The 14254-nt window shown below is 70.5% G+C and carries 9 protein-coding genes; 6 read left to right on the top strand and 3 right to left on the bottom strand.

Annotation, left to right across the window (positions count from 1 at the left end):
* Positions 1 to 9: 9 nt before the first annotated feature.
* Complete coding sequence (locus tag DDQ41_RS25470; protein WP_109296451.1) at positions 10 to 270, top strand: ribbon-helix-helix domain-containing protein; 261 nt, start codon at positions 10 to 12, stop codon at positions 268 to 270.
* Entirely contained in the window at positions 267 to 710 is a 444-nt protein-coding gene (locus tag DDQ41_RS25475; protein WP_109296452.1) for a PIN domain-containing protein, read from the top strand. The genes DDQ41_RS25470 and DDQ41_RS25475 overlap by 4 nt, the downstream gene beginning before the upstream one ends.
* A gap of 369 nt (positions 711 to 1079) precedes the next feature.
* On the opposite strand, the gene DDQ41_RS25480 is transcribed toward DDQ41_RS25475, so the two are convergent.
* Entirely contained in the window at positions 1080 to 1619 is a 540-nt protein-coding gene (locus DDQ41_RS25480; protein ID WP_162602736.1) for a hypothetical protein, read from the bottom strand.
* Between the two features lie 131 nt (positions 1620 to 1750).
* On the opposite strand from DDQ41_RS25480, the gene DDQ41_RS25485 reads away from it, so the two are divergent.
* Entirely contained in the window at positions 1751 to 6601 is a 4851-nt protein-coding gene (locus DDQ41_RS25485) for a hypothetical protein (RefSeq protein WP_109296545.1), read from the top strand.
* Positions 6602 to 6743: 142 nt separating this feature from the next.
* Here the strand turns inward: DDQ41_RS25485 and DDQ41_RS25490 are convergent, their stop codons facing one another.
* Together DDQ41_RS25490 and DDQ41_RS25495 are read right to left on the bottom strand one after the other, a co-directional pair.
* Entirely contained in the window at positions 6744 to 8156 is a 1413-nt protein-coding gene (locus DDQ41_RS25490; protein ID WP_167450223.1) for a M20/M25/M40 family metallo-hydrolase, read from the bottom strand.
* Positions 8153 to 9124 carry an Lrp/AsnC family transcriptional regulator gene (locus DDQ41_RS25495; protein WP_262508684.1) on the bottom strand — a complete coding sequence of 324 codons (972 nt, stop codon included), beginning with the start codon at positions 9122 to 9124 and terminating at the stop codon, positions 8153 to 8155. Before DDQ41_RS25495 ends, DDQ41_RS25490 begins: the two co-directional genes overlap by 4 nt.
* A 117-nt stretch (positions 9125 to 9241) precedes the next feature.
* Between DDQ41_RS25495 and DDQ41_RS25500 the strand changes: the two genes are divergently transcribed.
* From DDQ41_RS25500 to DDQ41_RS25510, 3 genes are read left to right on the top strand one after another with little or no spacing between them, the layout of a single operon-like run.
* A complete protein-coding gene (locus DDQ41_RS25500) occupies positions 9242 to 11326 on the top strand; it encodes a S9 family peptidase (protein ID WP_109296547.1) in 2085 nt (694 codons plus the stop codon).
* Positions 11327 to 11343: 17 nt separating this feature from the next.
* Positions 11344 to 13254, top strand: coding sequence for an ABC transporter substrate-binding protein (locus DDQ41_RS25505; protein ID WP_162602737.1), 1911 nt, complete (start codon positions 11344 to 11346; stop codon positions 13252 to 13254).
* A gap of 14 nt (positions 13255 to 13268) precedes the next feature.
* A complete protein-coding gene (locus DDQ41_RS25510; protein WP_109296549.1) occupies positions 13269 to 14234 on the top strand; it encodes an ABC transporter permease in 966 nt (321 codons plus the stop codon).
* The last annotated feature ends 20 nt before the right edge of the window (positions 14235 to 14254 follow it).

Consider the following 14254-nt stretch of genomic DNA (forward strand, 5'->3'; position numbering starts at 1 on the left):
TCTTGGTACATGTCGATGAAGCGCACTAATGTCTACGCCGATCCGGAAGACCTCGCGATCATCAAAGAGGCTGCGAAGCGGCGCGGTATCAGCGAGGCCGAGATCATCCGCCAGGGCATCCATCTCGCGGCCATGGCCAACCGTGTATGGGACGAGCCTCTCTTCTCCCGCACCTTCCGGGGAGCGGGACGCACTCCCGGTAAGCCTGACGTGCGTGACGCTGTCGCCGACGCGGTGCGCCGCGAGACCGGGACCGGGACCGCTGCGTGATCGTCGTCATCGCGGACACCTCCGGGCTGCTTGCGGCGCTCGACTCCGGCCACCCCGAGCACCAGGCGTCGAACGAAGCCATCATGGTTGCCGGGCTCCTGGTGATGTCCCCGCTGCTGCTCGCGGAGATCGACCACGTCGCCACGCGCGAGCTCGGTCGTGAAGCGGCCCTCAGCGCGGTCGACGACATCCGCCACTGGGTGCGCCGAGGCCGCGTCGTTCTGCCCGAGATCACGGAGGATCACCTGGGTGTCGCCCAGTCGGTGCGCGCCCGCTGTCGCGACTTGGACCTGGACCTCGCGGATGCGGTGAACGTGGCCCTTGCCGCTGAGTACGACACCGACGCGGTACTCACGCTCGACCGTCGCGATTTCCGGGCTGTGCGCCCGTTGGGCCGGCACAAGGCGTTCCGGGTGCTGCCCGACGACCTTCCGATCTGATGTTGGATCTGTCCGGCTGTGTCGTCAGATTCCGTTGGTCGTGACGCTCGCATGACGCTCGCGGCGCGCGTGGACTCTCCGATGAGGCGGGAAGACCTATCTGACCTGCAGTTTCCCGGATGCGGTTCCGGCTGACGTCTTTTCGATGACGCACCACGTGGAGTGCGTGGCGATTCTCGAACCGGTGCGGGAAGGCGTTTGACCTGCGGCTTCCTGGGCCTTCAGGTGGGGCAGGACGTGCTCGACCTGTTTCCCGAAGCGCACGACGGCGAGCGCCTCTTCGGCCTGTGGAGTGGCTGTCCGACCGCTGCCGGAGGAGCGCGATGGTTCCGCGCCCGCCGATCCGCAGTCCCCGGGCCGGCGGGCGGGCTACGAGATCTCGTCGGCGCGTGTCCTTGTGGAATCGGGGGGCTGCCGGGGTTCCGGCATGCCGGGAGATGCGGAGACGCTCCGCAGCCCCCTTGGGGCTGCACCCCACGGCCGGCGGAGCCCCATCGCCTTCTGGGCCGCAGACACCATGTCGTGGCGTCCCGCCGACGCCGCCGCCAGCGCCTCCGCTCGCTCGGAAGCGGACCCCGCGTCCTTCACTGCGCGCTGTAGCCGGAGGAGCGCCTCGCCGGCGCGCACCACGTCGGGGGGCGACAGCAGACGTAGCCGCGTCAGCTGATTGCGCATCTCGCCGTACTGCCCGTCCATCGCCTCGGCCGACGAGGTGTCGGGCGGGGGCGCCGACATCTTCGCGAGGTCGGAATGCTGCCAACTCGCCGCCAGGAACGCTACGAAAGCGTCCGTCAGGGCCTCGCGCGCCCACTGGCGCTTCTCCCTGCGTCCCCCGACGACCGTCGTCACCATCAGCGTGGCGACACTTGTCACCGCTGCGGCCCACGCCGCGTACCCACCCGCGTCCATCACCCCAGTATTCTCGACCGCGTCCCGCTGTCCAACTTGAGTAGACGCCTCCGGAGCCACCTCGCACGATGGTGGTCAAGTCGCCCCGAACACCGGATGGTCAAGAGGCCAAGGATCTACGATCGGGAGGTATGACGCGCCTCTTCGAGCAGGACGGTACCGGCACCGTGGACGAGGAGGAGGTGAAGCGGCGGGAACGGGTGGCACAGATCGTCGAGCGTGAGCTGGGCACACCCGTGAAGATCACGTACCTGGACGACTTCGCCGACGGATTCACGGCTGCCCGGGTCACCCGCTGCGACCTGATGACCGAGGGCCGGGCGCGTCTGGAGGGCCAGTACATCCTGAAGGTGTCGGACGACCCCAACGACCGTCAGAGCGAGGCACACCGGCTTTTCACCGAGAGGCTTGTCCCCTTCGCCGATCGGCGCGTGCCGCCCCTGGAACTCTCCGGGCACGACGAACAACTGCGTGTCGACATCTACAAAGTCGCCGGTGAGACGCGTGGCGTGCGCCCGGCCCGGGTGGCGACGACTGCGGTCTCGATCGACGCGCTGTCGGAAGTGAGCCGTGAACTGCTGGAAGCGCAGTTCGGGAACTACGCCGGCGGCCGGCCCATGACGGTCCGGCAGACCCTTGAATCTTGGATGGGAGCGGGGTTCTTCGCCGGCCAGAAGGGGGAGGCGCTTCACGAGGCTCGGCGTTTGGCCGAAATCGCCGGTCCCACGTTCGCCTTCTCCACTCAGATGCTGCCCGACCCCGTATCCGTACTGGAGCAGGACAACGAACTCTCCGACGAGACCGAGTTCGTCATGCTGGGTTACAACCACGGCGACCTGCACACACGCAACATCCTCCTGGACGGGGCGAGTGCGGAGGACGTGGCGTACTGGCTGATCGACATCGCCTGGGACGGCGACGCGCCGCTTCTGTACGACCATGCCTATCTGGAGACGGCCACTCTGCTCGTCGGGCAGCAGCTGCTGAGGCAGCAACTCCCGCTCGAAATCCTCCAGGACTGTGACCTCCGCGACCCGAGAAGGGCCGGGCCCCTTGCGTGGGAAGGCAACGTCAGGCTCGTCGAGAGCATCCGCCGGGGCAAGGACGAAGCGATCGAGGCGTTCCAGCCAGCCCGCAAGGAATCGCTCAGGCATCAGTACCTGGTCGCGCGGCTCGGCGCCGCGCTGAACTACGCGGCCAAGCGGCGGTCACCGGCGGAGCAGCGTGTCACGGCGTACCGGCTGGCCGGATGGGCTACGCATCGTCTCCTCACCGAATATCATCCCGAACTCCTGGCACGGGTCCTGGCTGACGCGCACCAGCCGCAGACCTCCGCGCCGGGCAGCGCGGTCGCGACGGTCGGCGCGAAGGCGGCCGCAGAGGAGATGGCGGAGCAGGTCAAGCCGTTCATCGCGGACACGCAGAACGGGTTCGACCGCTTCCTTGTCGTCGAGAACGGTGTGACACACGAGGACCTCGCCCGCCTGCCCGACCACCGATGGTCGGTCATCATCGATCTCAACCCCGACAGCGAGACGACCGGCCTCGCCCACGGATTCGACTCGGAGACGGCCGAGCACCAGATCGTCGTCTCGGGCCGGCACGGGGCGCCGGCGCCCGGCCGCAACACGGTGTCATGGTTGATGGCGGGTGGCCGGGAGCGCCTGGGCGAACAAGCGCCGCCGGACTTCCGGAGCTGGCGCTTCATCTATCAGGATCTCGTCCGCGAGGTCCTTGAGCGGCACAGCAGGAACAGCGTCAACCGTGTGGCAGCGGTCATGTGCCTCACCGCCGGAGACGAGCCGGACCGACGCGCGGAGCGCGTGCTGGAGTTTATCGACGACCTCTATGAACCGCCGGTGCAGGTCCTTCGCGCCAGCCCCGGCGACGGACGGTTCGAGGCTCTCCTCAGCGTCTTCGCGGATACCGGAGCCCTGACGCGCCCCGAACGACTCGCCACGCTCCCCGGCGCGAAGGGGCCGATCCGCTTCTCTCGCCCCTGGCTCGCCGAACTGGAAGCCGACCTCGTCGTTCTGCACTCCCAGATCCTGGATGAGGAACTGCACGACCAGGCGGTCGATGCTTTCTGGCGGGGCCGCCCGGCGAACTGGCTGGACCTCGATGCCGGTCAGGACGTCCCCCGGACACTGCAGCCTTCGTTGCAGGCGGCGATCGCCGATGTCCTGGGGCGTCAGAGCTCGGCCAGCTTCGAACTGTTCCACGCGCCCGGCGCGGGCGGCACCACGCTGGCCCGGCGTATCGCCTGGGACTTACACCGCGAACATCCGGTGCTGCTGCTGCGTCACTACAGCCCGGACACGGTCGAGCGCGTCGACAGCGTCTACCGCCGCACCGAGCGATCGCTCGTGCTGGTGGCGGAGAGCGCCGATGTGGGGCAGAGCGAGCGGGAGGACCTCTACCGCAAGCTGCACGAGCGCAACACCCCGGTCGTGGTGCTCTGGGTGACGCGGAGCAACGACCCGGCGCCGGACGAGAGGGGGAGGCACTCCAGCAACGTCATGTACCGGCTGGCCGAGCCGATGACCCGCGAGGAGGCGCGCGGGTTCCGCAACAGCTTCGGCCCCCGCGCCCGCACTCCCAGGGCGAAGGCTGCGGTGGAGACGCTTGTCCCCTACGACGTACCGGACCAACAGGTGACCCCGTTCTACTTCGGCTTGTGCGCCTTCGAGACGGAGTTCTCGGGCACGGCGAGGTACGTGGAGAGCCACGTCAACCAGTTCACCGAGGAGCAGCGGCGCGTGGCCGCCTACCTGGCCCTCGTCTCCCGGTACGGACAGATCGGGTTGCCGTACTCGCTGGTCCGCCGGTGGATCACCGGGGAGTGGGGCGGGCATGCCGCGTCCATCGCGGAGTACACGGCCGACCTTGAGAGCGTCCTCGGCGCGGACCTTCGGCACTTGGTCGTCGAGGACAATCGGCAACTGCGCATCCTGCACCCGTCCATCGCCGACACCCTCCTGGAGGTGCTGCTTGAGGCGAGGACGGGGGACGCCAGGTGGCCGTCGAGGCTGGCGAACACGGCGATCGAGTTCATCGGACAGCTGGTCGGTCACCTCGGGTCCGCCAACGTGGGGACGCGGGCGATCCTCGACAACCTCTTCATCCGCCGTGACAGGTTGGGCTCGGGAACGCACCAGTTCGCCGAACTGATCAGGGCTTTCGGCACCGGGCAGCAGCCGGGCCGGGAGCAGGCGTACCGGATCTTCCAGGAGCTCACGCGGCGGTGCTCCGAAGAGCCGCACTACTGGCTGCACTTGGCTCGCTACCATCTGGACTTCAAGAAGCACGAGGACGGTCAGGCGGAGAAGTTCATCAACCGGGCGATCGAGCTCTCCAACGAACAGGACCACGTGCAGTTCCACGCCCTGGGGATGCTGCACCGAGACTGGGTGTACGCGGGACTGCGCCAATTCAGTACCGGCACCGGCCGCGAGGCCGCCGTCATCGAGCACGTACGCGTCCGGTACGACGCGGCACTCAGCGTGTTCGGCAGGGCTCGCAAGCTCAAGCCGGAGGACGAGCACAACTACGTCTCGGCGATCCAGATGATCGTCAGGGTACTCAACAAGCTGGTCGTGGTCTCCACGCACAAGAGCCTCGTCCACCTCTTGACCGCGGGCGGTGACGCCGGGAGCTGGGCGGACGAGCAGCTGGGGGTCGCGCTCTCGCTGCTGGACGAGTGCGAGTCGGTACGTCCCGACAGCGCAGACAGCCCGTACCTCCAGCGCTGCCGCGAGGACATCGAGATTGCGCATGGCGAGATCGAGACCATGGTCCGGGCCTGGCGGGACGTGATCGTGAACTCCCGCAGTCGCTCGGGGTTGGCGCTGGTCCTGGCCCGCAGGTTTCTCCAGGAGCAGGGCGGCGACTGGAAGGACACGCCCACCGAGGTCTTCCAGACCGTCGTGGAGTTCTTCGACGCGGCGTTCGAAGACCGAGGAGATCTCGCCGACCATGACGTGGAGCTGTGGTTCCGCTGCTACCGCAGACTTCCGGAGTACGACGACCTCGCCGCACTCGAGCGTCTCTCCATCATCGCCGGATCGCGTACGAGCCCGGTGTGCAGTTACTACCTGTACGTCGTGCACTTCCTGCGCTGGCTCAATCAGGAGGAGTACTCGCAGGACGAGGCGCAGCGCCGCTGCGGCGAGGCCGCGCAGCTCAACCCCGGCCGCAGCAGGCGGTGGAACTACGAGTGGGTGGCGAAGGGCGTGTCCGGCGGTCATGCGGCTGCCCGTCTGGCGAATTTCAGGGAACTCGGGGACTACCGGCCCGCGAGCCGGGACTGGCAACTCTCAGAGCAGGTGTGCCAGCGGGTCCGCGGCGTGGTCCGGCAGATCGAAGGACAGCGGTCGGGGCAGGTCGCAGTGGAGGACGGAGGCATGAAGGCGTTCTTCGTACCCCGCGAGGACTTCACGAACTTCGCGCATCACGGGAAGGTGGTCGAGTTCGACCTCGGGTTCGCCCATGACGGGCTGAGGGCCTGGCGCGTGGAACTGGCCCAGGAGCAGAAGTTGTTCCGCAACGGCGGTGTGCGGCTTCCGGAGGTGGCCGTCCCGCCGGTGCCGCTGCCCTCCCAGGTTGGTTCTGCGCGAGCTGCCGGGCAGGTGGGTTCCACAGGACGAGTGCCCAGGCCCTCTCAGACGTCGTCACCGGTGCCCCGTCCGAGGCCCTTGGTGCCGACGCCGGAGGTCCACCGGGAGGCCCGTCGGCTTGCGGAGGCCGACGGTCCCGAGGCGGCGGGCCGGTTCGTCATCGACCACTTGCTGACCACCGCGACCGGCGGACTCGATGTCACCTCCTTCCAGGTGGGCAAGGCCCTTACGGACACCCTTGGGAAGGAGCCCTATCGGCAACTGCGCGGCGGTTCCTCGCTCGGTGCCCTCGTGGAACGGCTCGGCTTCGCCGTGCGGCCCACGCTGAACGGACAGTTCGTGGTGGAGCCCGCTACGACGGGCTGACGGGTATCTCCGGCGGGCGGTCCCGTGGGTCGCGCGACGGCGGGCGGGGGCGCCGTGCCGGAAGGTACTCCCGTACCCGGGCGTGGAACGCACGATGGGCCCGGCCGGGAAGGAGGGCCGGAGGTCCTCCGCCTCCGCCCGTTCAGTACCGGGTGAGCAGGTCGTCGAGGACGCGCAGGCCGAAGGCGACCGAGGATTCGGGCACCCGTTCGTCGACGCCGTGGAAGAGTGCGGCGAAGTCGAGGTCCGGGGGGAGTTGCCGGGGGACGAATCCGTAGCCGGTGATGCCCGCCGAGGCGAACGACATGTTGTCGGTGCCGGCCGAGAGGCAGTAGGGGACGGTTCTCGCACGGGGGTCGTGGCCGAGCAGGGCCTCTGCCATGGCGGAGACGAGCGGTGCCTCGAACGGTGAGGAGACGGCGGCGTCGCGCTCGATGGTCTCCCAGCGCACCTTCGGGCCGGCGAGCTCGGTGAGTGATCGGAGGAACTGGTCCTCCAGCCCGGGCAGGAACCGGCCGTCGATCTCGGCCGTGGCGCTTCCCGGTACCACGTTGGTCTTGTATCCGGCGGTCAGCCGTGTGGGGTTGGCGGTGTGGTGGAAGGACGCGCCGATGAAGCCGGCGAGCGGGCCGAGGCAGTCGAGCACCTGGGAGGGGTCCGGGCGGTCCGGGTCGAAGGGCACCCCGAAGGCGTCGGCGGCCTCGGCCAGGAAGTGCCGCGTGGTGGGGGTGAGGACCAGCGGCCAGCGGTGTGCCGCGATCCTGGCGACCGCCCCCGCGAGTTCGGCCACGGCGCTGTCGGTGTGCAGCATCGAGCCGTGGCCCGGTCTGCCCTCGGTGGTGAGCCGCAGCCAGTGCAGGCCCTTCTGCGCGGTCTCGATGAGGTACAGGCGGTGTTCGGCGCCCGTGTCGACGGAGAACCCGCCGACCTCGCTGATGGCTTCGGCGCAGCCGTCGAAGAGGTCGCGGTGGTGTTCGACCAGGTAGCGCGAGCCCAGGGTGCTGCCCGCCTCCTCGTCGGCCATCCACGCGAACACCAGGTCCCGGCGGGGGCGCCGGCCCGTGGCGGCCCAGGAGCGGGCGAGGGCCAGCATCATGGCGTCCATGTCCTTCATGTCGACGGCGCCGCGTCCCCAGACCGCCCCGTCGCGGTGTTCCCCGGCGAAGGGCGGCAGGGTCCACTCCGAGGCGTCGGCGGGGACGACGTCGAGGTGGCCGTGGACCAGGAGGGCGGGCAGGTCCGGGTCCCGGCCGGGAAGGCGTACGACCACGTTCCCCCGCAGCCGCTCGGATTCCAGGTACACCGGTTCGAGGCCGGCGTCGCACAGCTTCTCGGCGACGTACTCGGCCGCGCGGCGTTCTCCCGGGCCGCTCCCGTCGCCGGGGTTGGAGGTGTCGATCCGCAGCAGGTCGGTGAGGAGCGCGAGGGCGTCCCGGGTGAGGGCGTCCTGGGTGAGGGCGTCCTGGGTGAGGGCGTCCCGGGTGAGGGCGTCCCGGGCTGGGGTGTCCTGGGCTGGGGTGTCCCGGGTGAGGGCGTCCCGGGTGGGAGGGGTCACGTCTTCACCACGAATCCGCGCTTGTGGGCCCGGGTGACGAGGGTGGCCTCGCTGCGCACCAGGCCGGGGAGCCGTCCCAGTACGTTCACCTGGAAGTCGAAGAGGTCCTCCATCCCGGGGAGCACGACATGGATGTTCACCGCCTGGCCGCTCACCAGCACGCCGCAGTAGCGGACGGCTGGATGGTCCGCCAGGGCCGCGGTGACGGGCTCTATCGCGGAGGGTGCTGATTCCATCCACAGTTCGGCCTCGACCGCGTATCCGAGGAGTTCGGGTTCGATCTCCGCGCGCAGGGCCACCGCTCCACCGGCCAGCAGCCGCTCCGTCCAGCGGCGCGCGGTCGCCGGGACCACCCCGAGGTGCTCGGCCAGTTCGACCCAGCCGTAGCGCGCGTTCTCGACGAGCAGTCCGATCAGGGCCTGATCGGTCGGCTGGAGGTCGATCGGCGGGCGCCGCTGCCCGGGGGCGGTGGTGGTGGACGCCACCCGGGCGGCCTCCTCGGGGGTGAGGTGGTCCGCGTGCCATGCGGTGGTGGGCTTGACGTGGCGCAGCACCGGGTAGCTGCGGGTGCTGCGGATTCCGGCGATGCACGGAAGTTCCTCGGCGACGACCCGGTGCAGCGCCGCGCGCCCGTCGGCGACCAGCTCGCAGGAGATGTCCGCGTCTCCGGTGACGGCGGCCACCCAGCGGGTGTCACCGCGCAGCGACAGCGCTTCCGCGACCTGGTCGACGCTGCCGGGCTGGACCCGGACCCGGATGTTGACCGCCTGGCCGAGCCCGGTCCGGAGTTCGTCGACGAAGGCGGTGAGACGGAGTGCCTCCGCGTCGATGAGCCGCTGGACGCGGCGCGAGACCGTGCGTTCCACCTCGCCCAGGGCGCCGGCGAGGGCCCCGTAGGGGATGCGGGGGTTGATCTGGAGCGCGGCGACGATCCGCCGATCAAGGTCATCGAGGCTGTCTGAATCCATCACGGCAAGAACGATAGATGCCCGATATGACAATTCTCAAGAGACCTCTTGTCTGAAAATGGATGCCCTGGCAGGCTGTGCGCCACCCCCCGACGAGCCGGACGAAGGAGTTCCCGGATGATGTCCAGCGCGCCGAACCGTTTCCTCGGCCCCGAGCTCCTGCACGGCCAGGTGGCCGTCGGCCGGCTCGCGGTGCATGCCGCGGCGGGTCGCGGGGGCGGCGGACTGGTGGTGTTCACCCGCCGGGCGGTCGTCGGCGGGCGGGACCGCACGGGGCTGTGGGCGGTGCCCCACACCGGCGGCGGGGAGCGGCCGCTCACCGACGGCGCCTGGAACGACACCCTTCCCCGGTTCTCGCCAGACGGCACCCGGCTGGCGTTCCTCCGCGACGGGCAGCCCTTCGTGATGGATCCGGCCGGAGGCGAGGCCGGCCGGCTGGCGGCCTTCCCGCACGGCGCCCGCGACCTCGACTGGGGGCCGGGCGGCGACTGGCTGGCCGTTGTCGCCGAGGACGAGCACGCACCGGAGGAGCACTGGGGTGACGGGACCGGCGGGACCGGCGGGACTGACGGAGACGGTGGGACCGGTGGGACCGGTGGGACCGGTGGGACCGGTGGGACCGGCGGGACCGGCGGGACTGACGGAGACGGTGGGACCGGTGGGACCGGCGGAGACGGCGGGCAGCCCACCTGCCGGGTGCTGGACCGGGCCGGCTGGCGGCTGGACGGCGAGGGGCTGGTGCTGCGCCGGCGGCATGTGCACCGGGTGTCCCTGGACGGCACCGTGCGGCGGCTCACCTCGGGCCCGGTCTCCCACGAGCGGCCGCGCGTCGGCCCCGACGGGACGGTGTACGTGCTCGCGGCCACCGGGCCGGACTCGGATCTCGCCCCCCGTCCTCAGGTCCACGCGCTGACCGCGCACGGCATCCGTCAGGTCACCGCGCTCCCGGGCGGCGTCGTCCGCCACCACGTCCGGGCGGACGGCACGCTGACCGTCATCGGCAGGGACGCGGCCGAACCGAGGGACGCCGACCCCCCGCAGGCGTTCCACGTCGACCCCGTCTCCGGCGCGTCCGAGCGGCTGCTGCCGCAGTGCGCGAACCGGTGGGTCGGCGCCCTGGGAGGCGAGAGCGATCTCCACGACTGGTGGACCGAACCGGACGACTGCGCCGAGGTGACCGCCGTCGCGCACGACGGCGCGGTGCGGCCCTACGATCTGCTCGCCGGCCGCCCCCTCACACCCCCCGGTGCCACGGTGGCGTCCCTGGCCCGCCACGGTGGGCTCACCGTCGCCGTCCTCGTGCCGCCCGGAGCCGTCACCGGCCCCGAGGTCTACGCCCTGAGGAGCGACTGCCCTCCTCGCCGCCTCACCACCACCGGCTCCCGGTGGCTCCGGGGACTGGCGCTTCCCACGGTGGAGCGGACCGAGGCACCGGGCCCCGCCGGGCCGATCACCGTGTACCTGCTGCACCCGCCCGGAGCCGCTCCGTCCACCCCGCTGCCGACCGTGGTCTCGCTGCACGGCGGGCCGACCGGGCAGTGGGGCCCGCTCCCGAACATCGAGGCCCTGCTGCTGGCCTCCGCCGGCTACCGCGTGGCGCTGCCCAACCCGCGCGGTTCCACCGACCGGGGCAGCGCCTGGGTCGACGGGCTGCACGGGGGCTGGGGGCGGGCCGACGCCGACGACGTGCACGCGGTGGTCGACCACCTGGAAGCCACCGGGCGGTCCGACGCCGGACGACTCGGTGTCTGCGGTCTCTCCTACGGGGGATTCCTCACCCAGTGGCTGGTCGCCACCAGCGACCGGTTCGCCGCCGCCGTGGCCGAGAACGGGGTGAGCAACCAGCTCTCCGCCTGGGCGAACTGCGACATCGGCCCCGCGTACGCAGCGGAGTCCGGCATGGGAGACCCCCTCACCGACAAGGGCGCGGCCCGGCTCTGGGAGGCGTCCCCCCTGCGCCTGGCCCGAGCGATCCGCACCCCGCTGCTCATGCTCCAGGCCGAGGACGACCTGCGCTGCCCGGCATCGGACAACGAGCAGCTGTTCCTGGCCCTGCGGAGCCTGCGGCGCACCGTCCGCTATGTGCTGTATCCGGAGTCCGGTCATCTCTACCAGGGCGGCGGCCGGTTCGACCGCCGCCTCGACCGGCACCGCCGGGTCCTCGACTGGTTCCGCACCCATCTTCCCCTGGACAGCAAGTGAGAGAGGCCCGCACCGCCATGAACCGGTGGAACAAGAACCGCGCACGACGGGTCGTACCGCTCGTCCTGGGGCTCGTCCTCACCACGACGGCCGCCGCGCCCGCAGCCGCTACCAGCCCCTCCCCGCCGACGGCCGAGGCCGCGGCTCCGACCCCCGCCCCGACCCCCGCCCCGGCCGCCGGCGACTACCGGATCGGGCACTCCCAGCCGATCGACAGCGTCAACCCCTTCGGGCAGCAGAACGCGATCTCGAACTCGGTGAGCCAGCTCGGCTACGACCTGCTCCTCAACTACCGCACCGAGGACGGCCGGCCGGACCTGGACAGGTCGCTGGCCAGCGCGTACGAGACCTCACCCGACGGCCGCACCTGGACGTTCACGCTCCGCCCCGGCATCACCTGGTCGGACGGGAAGCCGTTCACGAGCGCGGACGTGAAGTGGACGTACGAGGCCGCGCTCACCAACGAGACCAACGTCCTCGGCGGCTACGTCACCAACATCGAGACGGTCAGCGCGCCGGACGCCCACACCGTCGTCATGCGCCTCGAGAAGGCGGACGCACGGCTCGAATCCGTCTTCATACCGATCCTGCCCCGGCACGTCTTCGCCTCCCGGCCGGTGGAATCGCTCGACAAGGCGCCCATACCGGTGCCCGCGGTGACCACCGCGCCCTTCCGCCTCGTCTCCTACAAGAAGGGCGGCACCACCGTCCTGGAGGCGAACCCGCGCTTCCGCGGAGAACGGCCGCCGATGAAGCGCGTCCTGTTCGTCCACTACCAGGCCGGTGAAGCGGCCCTCCGCGACATCAAACTGGGCAGCCTGGACATGGTCGCCGACGGAGAGGCCTCCTGGGTGTCCAAACTCGGGACCGAGCCCGACATCACCGTCTGGAGCGCTCCCGCCCCCGGCTTCTCCGAGATCGCCTTCAACTCCTGCCCTCCCGGCGGCGCGGGGGCCTGCACCGGGCCCGCCGACAACGTCAGGACCAAGGTCGTCCAGGACCCCGCCATCCGCCGCGCCCTGGCCTGGGGCATCGACCGCGACAACCTCTCGCGCACCCTCCACGCCGGGCAGAACAAGCCGGCAGACGGTCTCGTCTCCCCCTACTACACGGCGTACTACCACAGCTTCGCCGAGGACCCCGAGATCGGCTACGCCTACGACCCCGCCAAGGCCCGCGCCATCCTGAAGGACGGCGGCTGGACGTGCGGCACCAAGGGACCCTGCGCCAAGGACGGAGTCAGGGCCGAGTTCGAGATGATGGTCCGCTCGACCTCCACCCAGGACCAGAACGCCGTCCGCCGCATCAGGGCCTGGGCCGCCGAGATCGGCATCACCATCCACATGAGCGTCGTCACCGAGGACGCGCTCAACAACACCATCTACAACCCGGGCGCCCGCACCGACACCTACGCCCCCAGCTTCGACGCCTTCTACTGGGCCTGGAGCGGCGACGTCGCCACCCCCGACCTCAACCTGGAGGTGCTGCGCACCGGCAACTCCTGGTCCGACACCTACTACTCCAACCCCGCCTACGACCGCGCCTCGCTCACCGCCCTGCACACCGTGGACCTCCCCCGCCGCACCGCGGCCATGCGGGAGGCCCAGCGGATCGCCCTCACCGACCTGCCGTACATCCCCACCGTGTACGCCGCCGCCGTCGTCCTCACCCGCGACGACACCTGGCACGGCTACCAGCCCTCACCCGCTACCGGCGCCGGATCCCCCTTCGGCACCAACTGGGGCCAGCTCACCGGGCTCCGCCCGGGACCGGAGCCCGGAACCACCGCGGCCACCGCCTCCCGGGGCGGCCTCCTCAGCACACCCGCGTGGCTGGCGGTCGCCCTCCTCACCGCCGGCGCGGGCTACGGCATCGGACGCCGGAGCGGCGCCCGCCCCGCCGCGGTCCGCGACTGGACCGACGAGTAGGACGACGACCCGACATGCGCACACTCCGCCGTACCGCCGCCCGTCTCGGCACCGCCCTCGGGACGCTCGCCTTCGTCCTGGTTCTCAACTTCGCCATCTTCCGCGCCATGGGCGACCCCCGGCACGACCTGGCCCGCAACCCCAACCTCACGGAAGCCGCGCAGACGGCGCTCATCAGGGAACGGGGACTGGACCAGAGCCAGTGGGTGCAGTTCGTCCGGTACCTCCAGGACACCCTCGGCGGTGACCTCGGCACGTCCTTCATCACCAACCGCCCGGTCAGCGCCGAACTCCTCCAGGCCCTCCCCAACACCCTGATCGTGGTCGGCGTCTCCACCGTCCTGGCGTCCCTGCTGGGCCCGTGGATCGGCCTGCTCGCCGCATGGAAGCGCGGACGCACCCGGGACACCCTGCTCACGCAGGGCTCGGTGGTCCTCTACTCGATGCCGAGCTTCTGGCTCGGCATGGTCCTGATCGCCGTCTTCGCCCAGTGGTGGCAACTCCTGCCCACCGGCCTCGCCACCACCCCCGGCTCCTCGGCCACCGGCTGGGCCCACGCCGCGGACGTCGCCCGGCACGCCGTCCTGCCGGTCGCCACGCTCACCATCGGCCTGCTCGCCCAGTACGCGGTCAACATGCGCAGTGCCGTGGTCGACACCATGCGGGAGGACTACGTACTGACCGCCCGGGCCATCGGTCTCACCCCCCGCGCGGTCCGCGACCGGCACATCGTCCGCAACGCCATGCTTCCCGTGGTCACCGTCATCGGCCTCAACCTGGGCTTCGTCCTCGGCGGCGCCATCACCGTGGAAGCGCTGTTCTCCTGGCCGGGGATCGGGCAGCTGACCATGGAGGCCATCCACGGCAAGGACTACCCGATGCTCCAGGGACTGTTCCTCCTCTCGTCCGCCCTGGTCATCCTCATGAACCTGGCCACCGATCTGCTGTACGGCAGGCTCGACCCCAGGATCCGGAACTGATGGCGCCCACCAAGGAGGGA

It is taken from the genome of Streptomyces spongiicola (assembly GCF_003122365.1).
Taxonomy (GTDB): Bacteria; Actinomycetota; Actinomycetes; order Streptomycetales; family Streptomycetaceae; genus Streptomyces; species Streptomyces spongiicola.

What these genes read in the sequence shown, in the direction of transcription:
- DDQ41_RS25470 (WP_109296451.1), top strand. Translation starts at nt 10, where the DNA reads ATGTCGATGAAGCGCACTAATGTCTACGCCGATCCGGAAGACCTCGCG.
- DDQ41_RS25480 (WP_162602736.1), bottom strand. Translation starts at nt 1,619, where the DNA reads ATGGACGCGGGTGGGTACGCGGCGTGGGCCGCAGCGGTGACAAGTGTC.
- DDQ41_RS25485 (WP_109296545.1), top strand. Translation starts at nt 1,751, where the DNA reads ATGACGCGCCTCTTCGAGCAGGACGGTACCGGCACCGTGGACGAGGAG.
- DDQ41_RS25495 (WP_262508684.1), bottom strand. Translation starts at nt 9,124, where the DNA reads ATGGATTCAGACAGCCTCGATGACCTTGATCGGCGGATCGTCGCCGCG.
- DDQ41_RS25500 (WP_109296547.1), top strand. Translation starts at nt 9,242, where the DNA reads ATGATGTCCAGCGCGCCGAACCGTTTCCTCGGCCCCGAGCTCCTGCAC.
- DDQ41_RS25505 (WP_162602737.1), top strand. Translation starts at nt 11,344, where the DNA reads ATGAACCGGTGGAACAAGAACCGCGCACGACGGGTCGTACCGCTCGTC.
- DDQ41_RS25510 (WP_109296549.1), top strand. Translation starts at nt 13,269, where the DNA reads ATGCGCACACTCCGCCGTACCGCCGCCCGTCTCGGCACCGCCCTCGGG.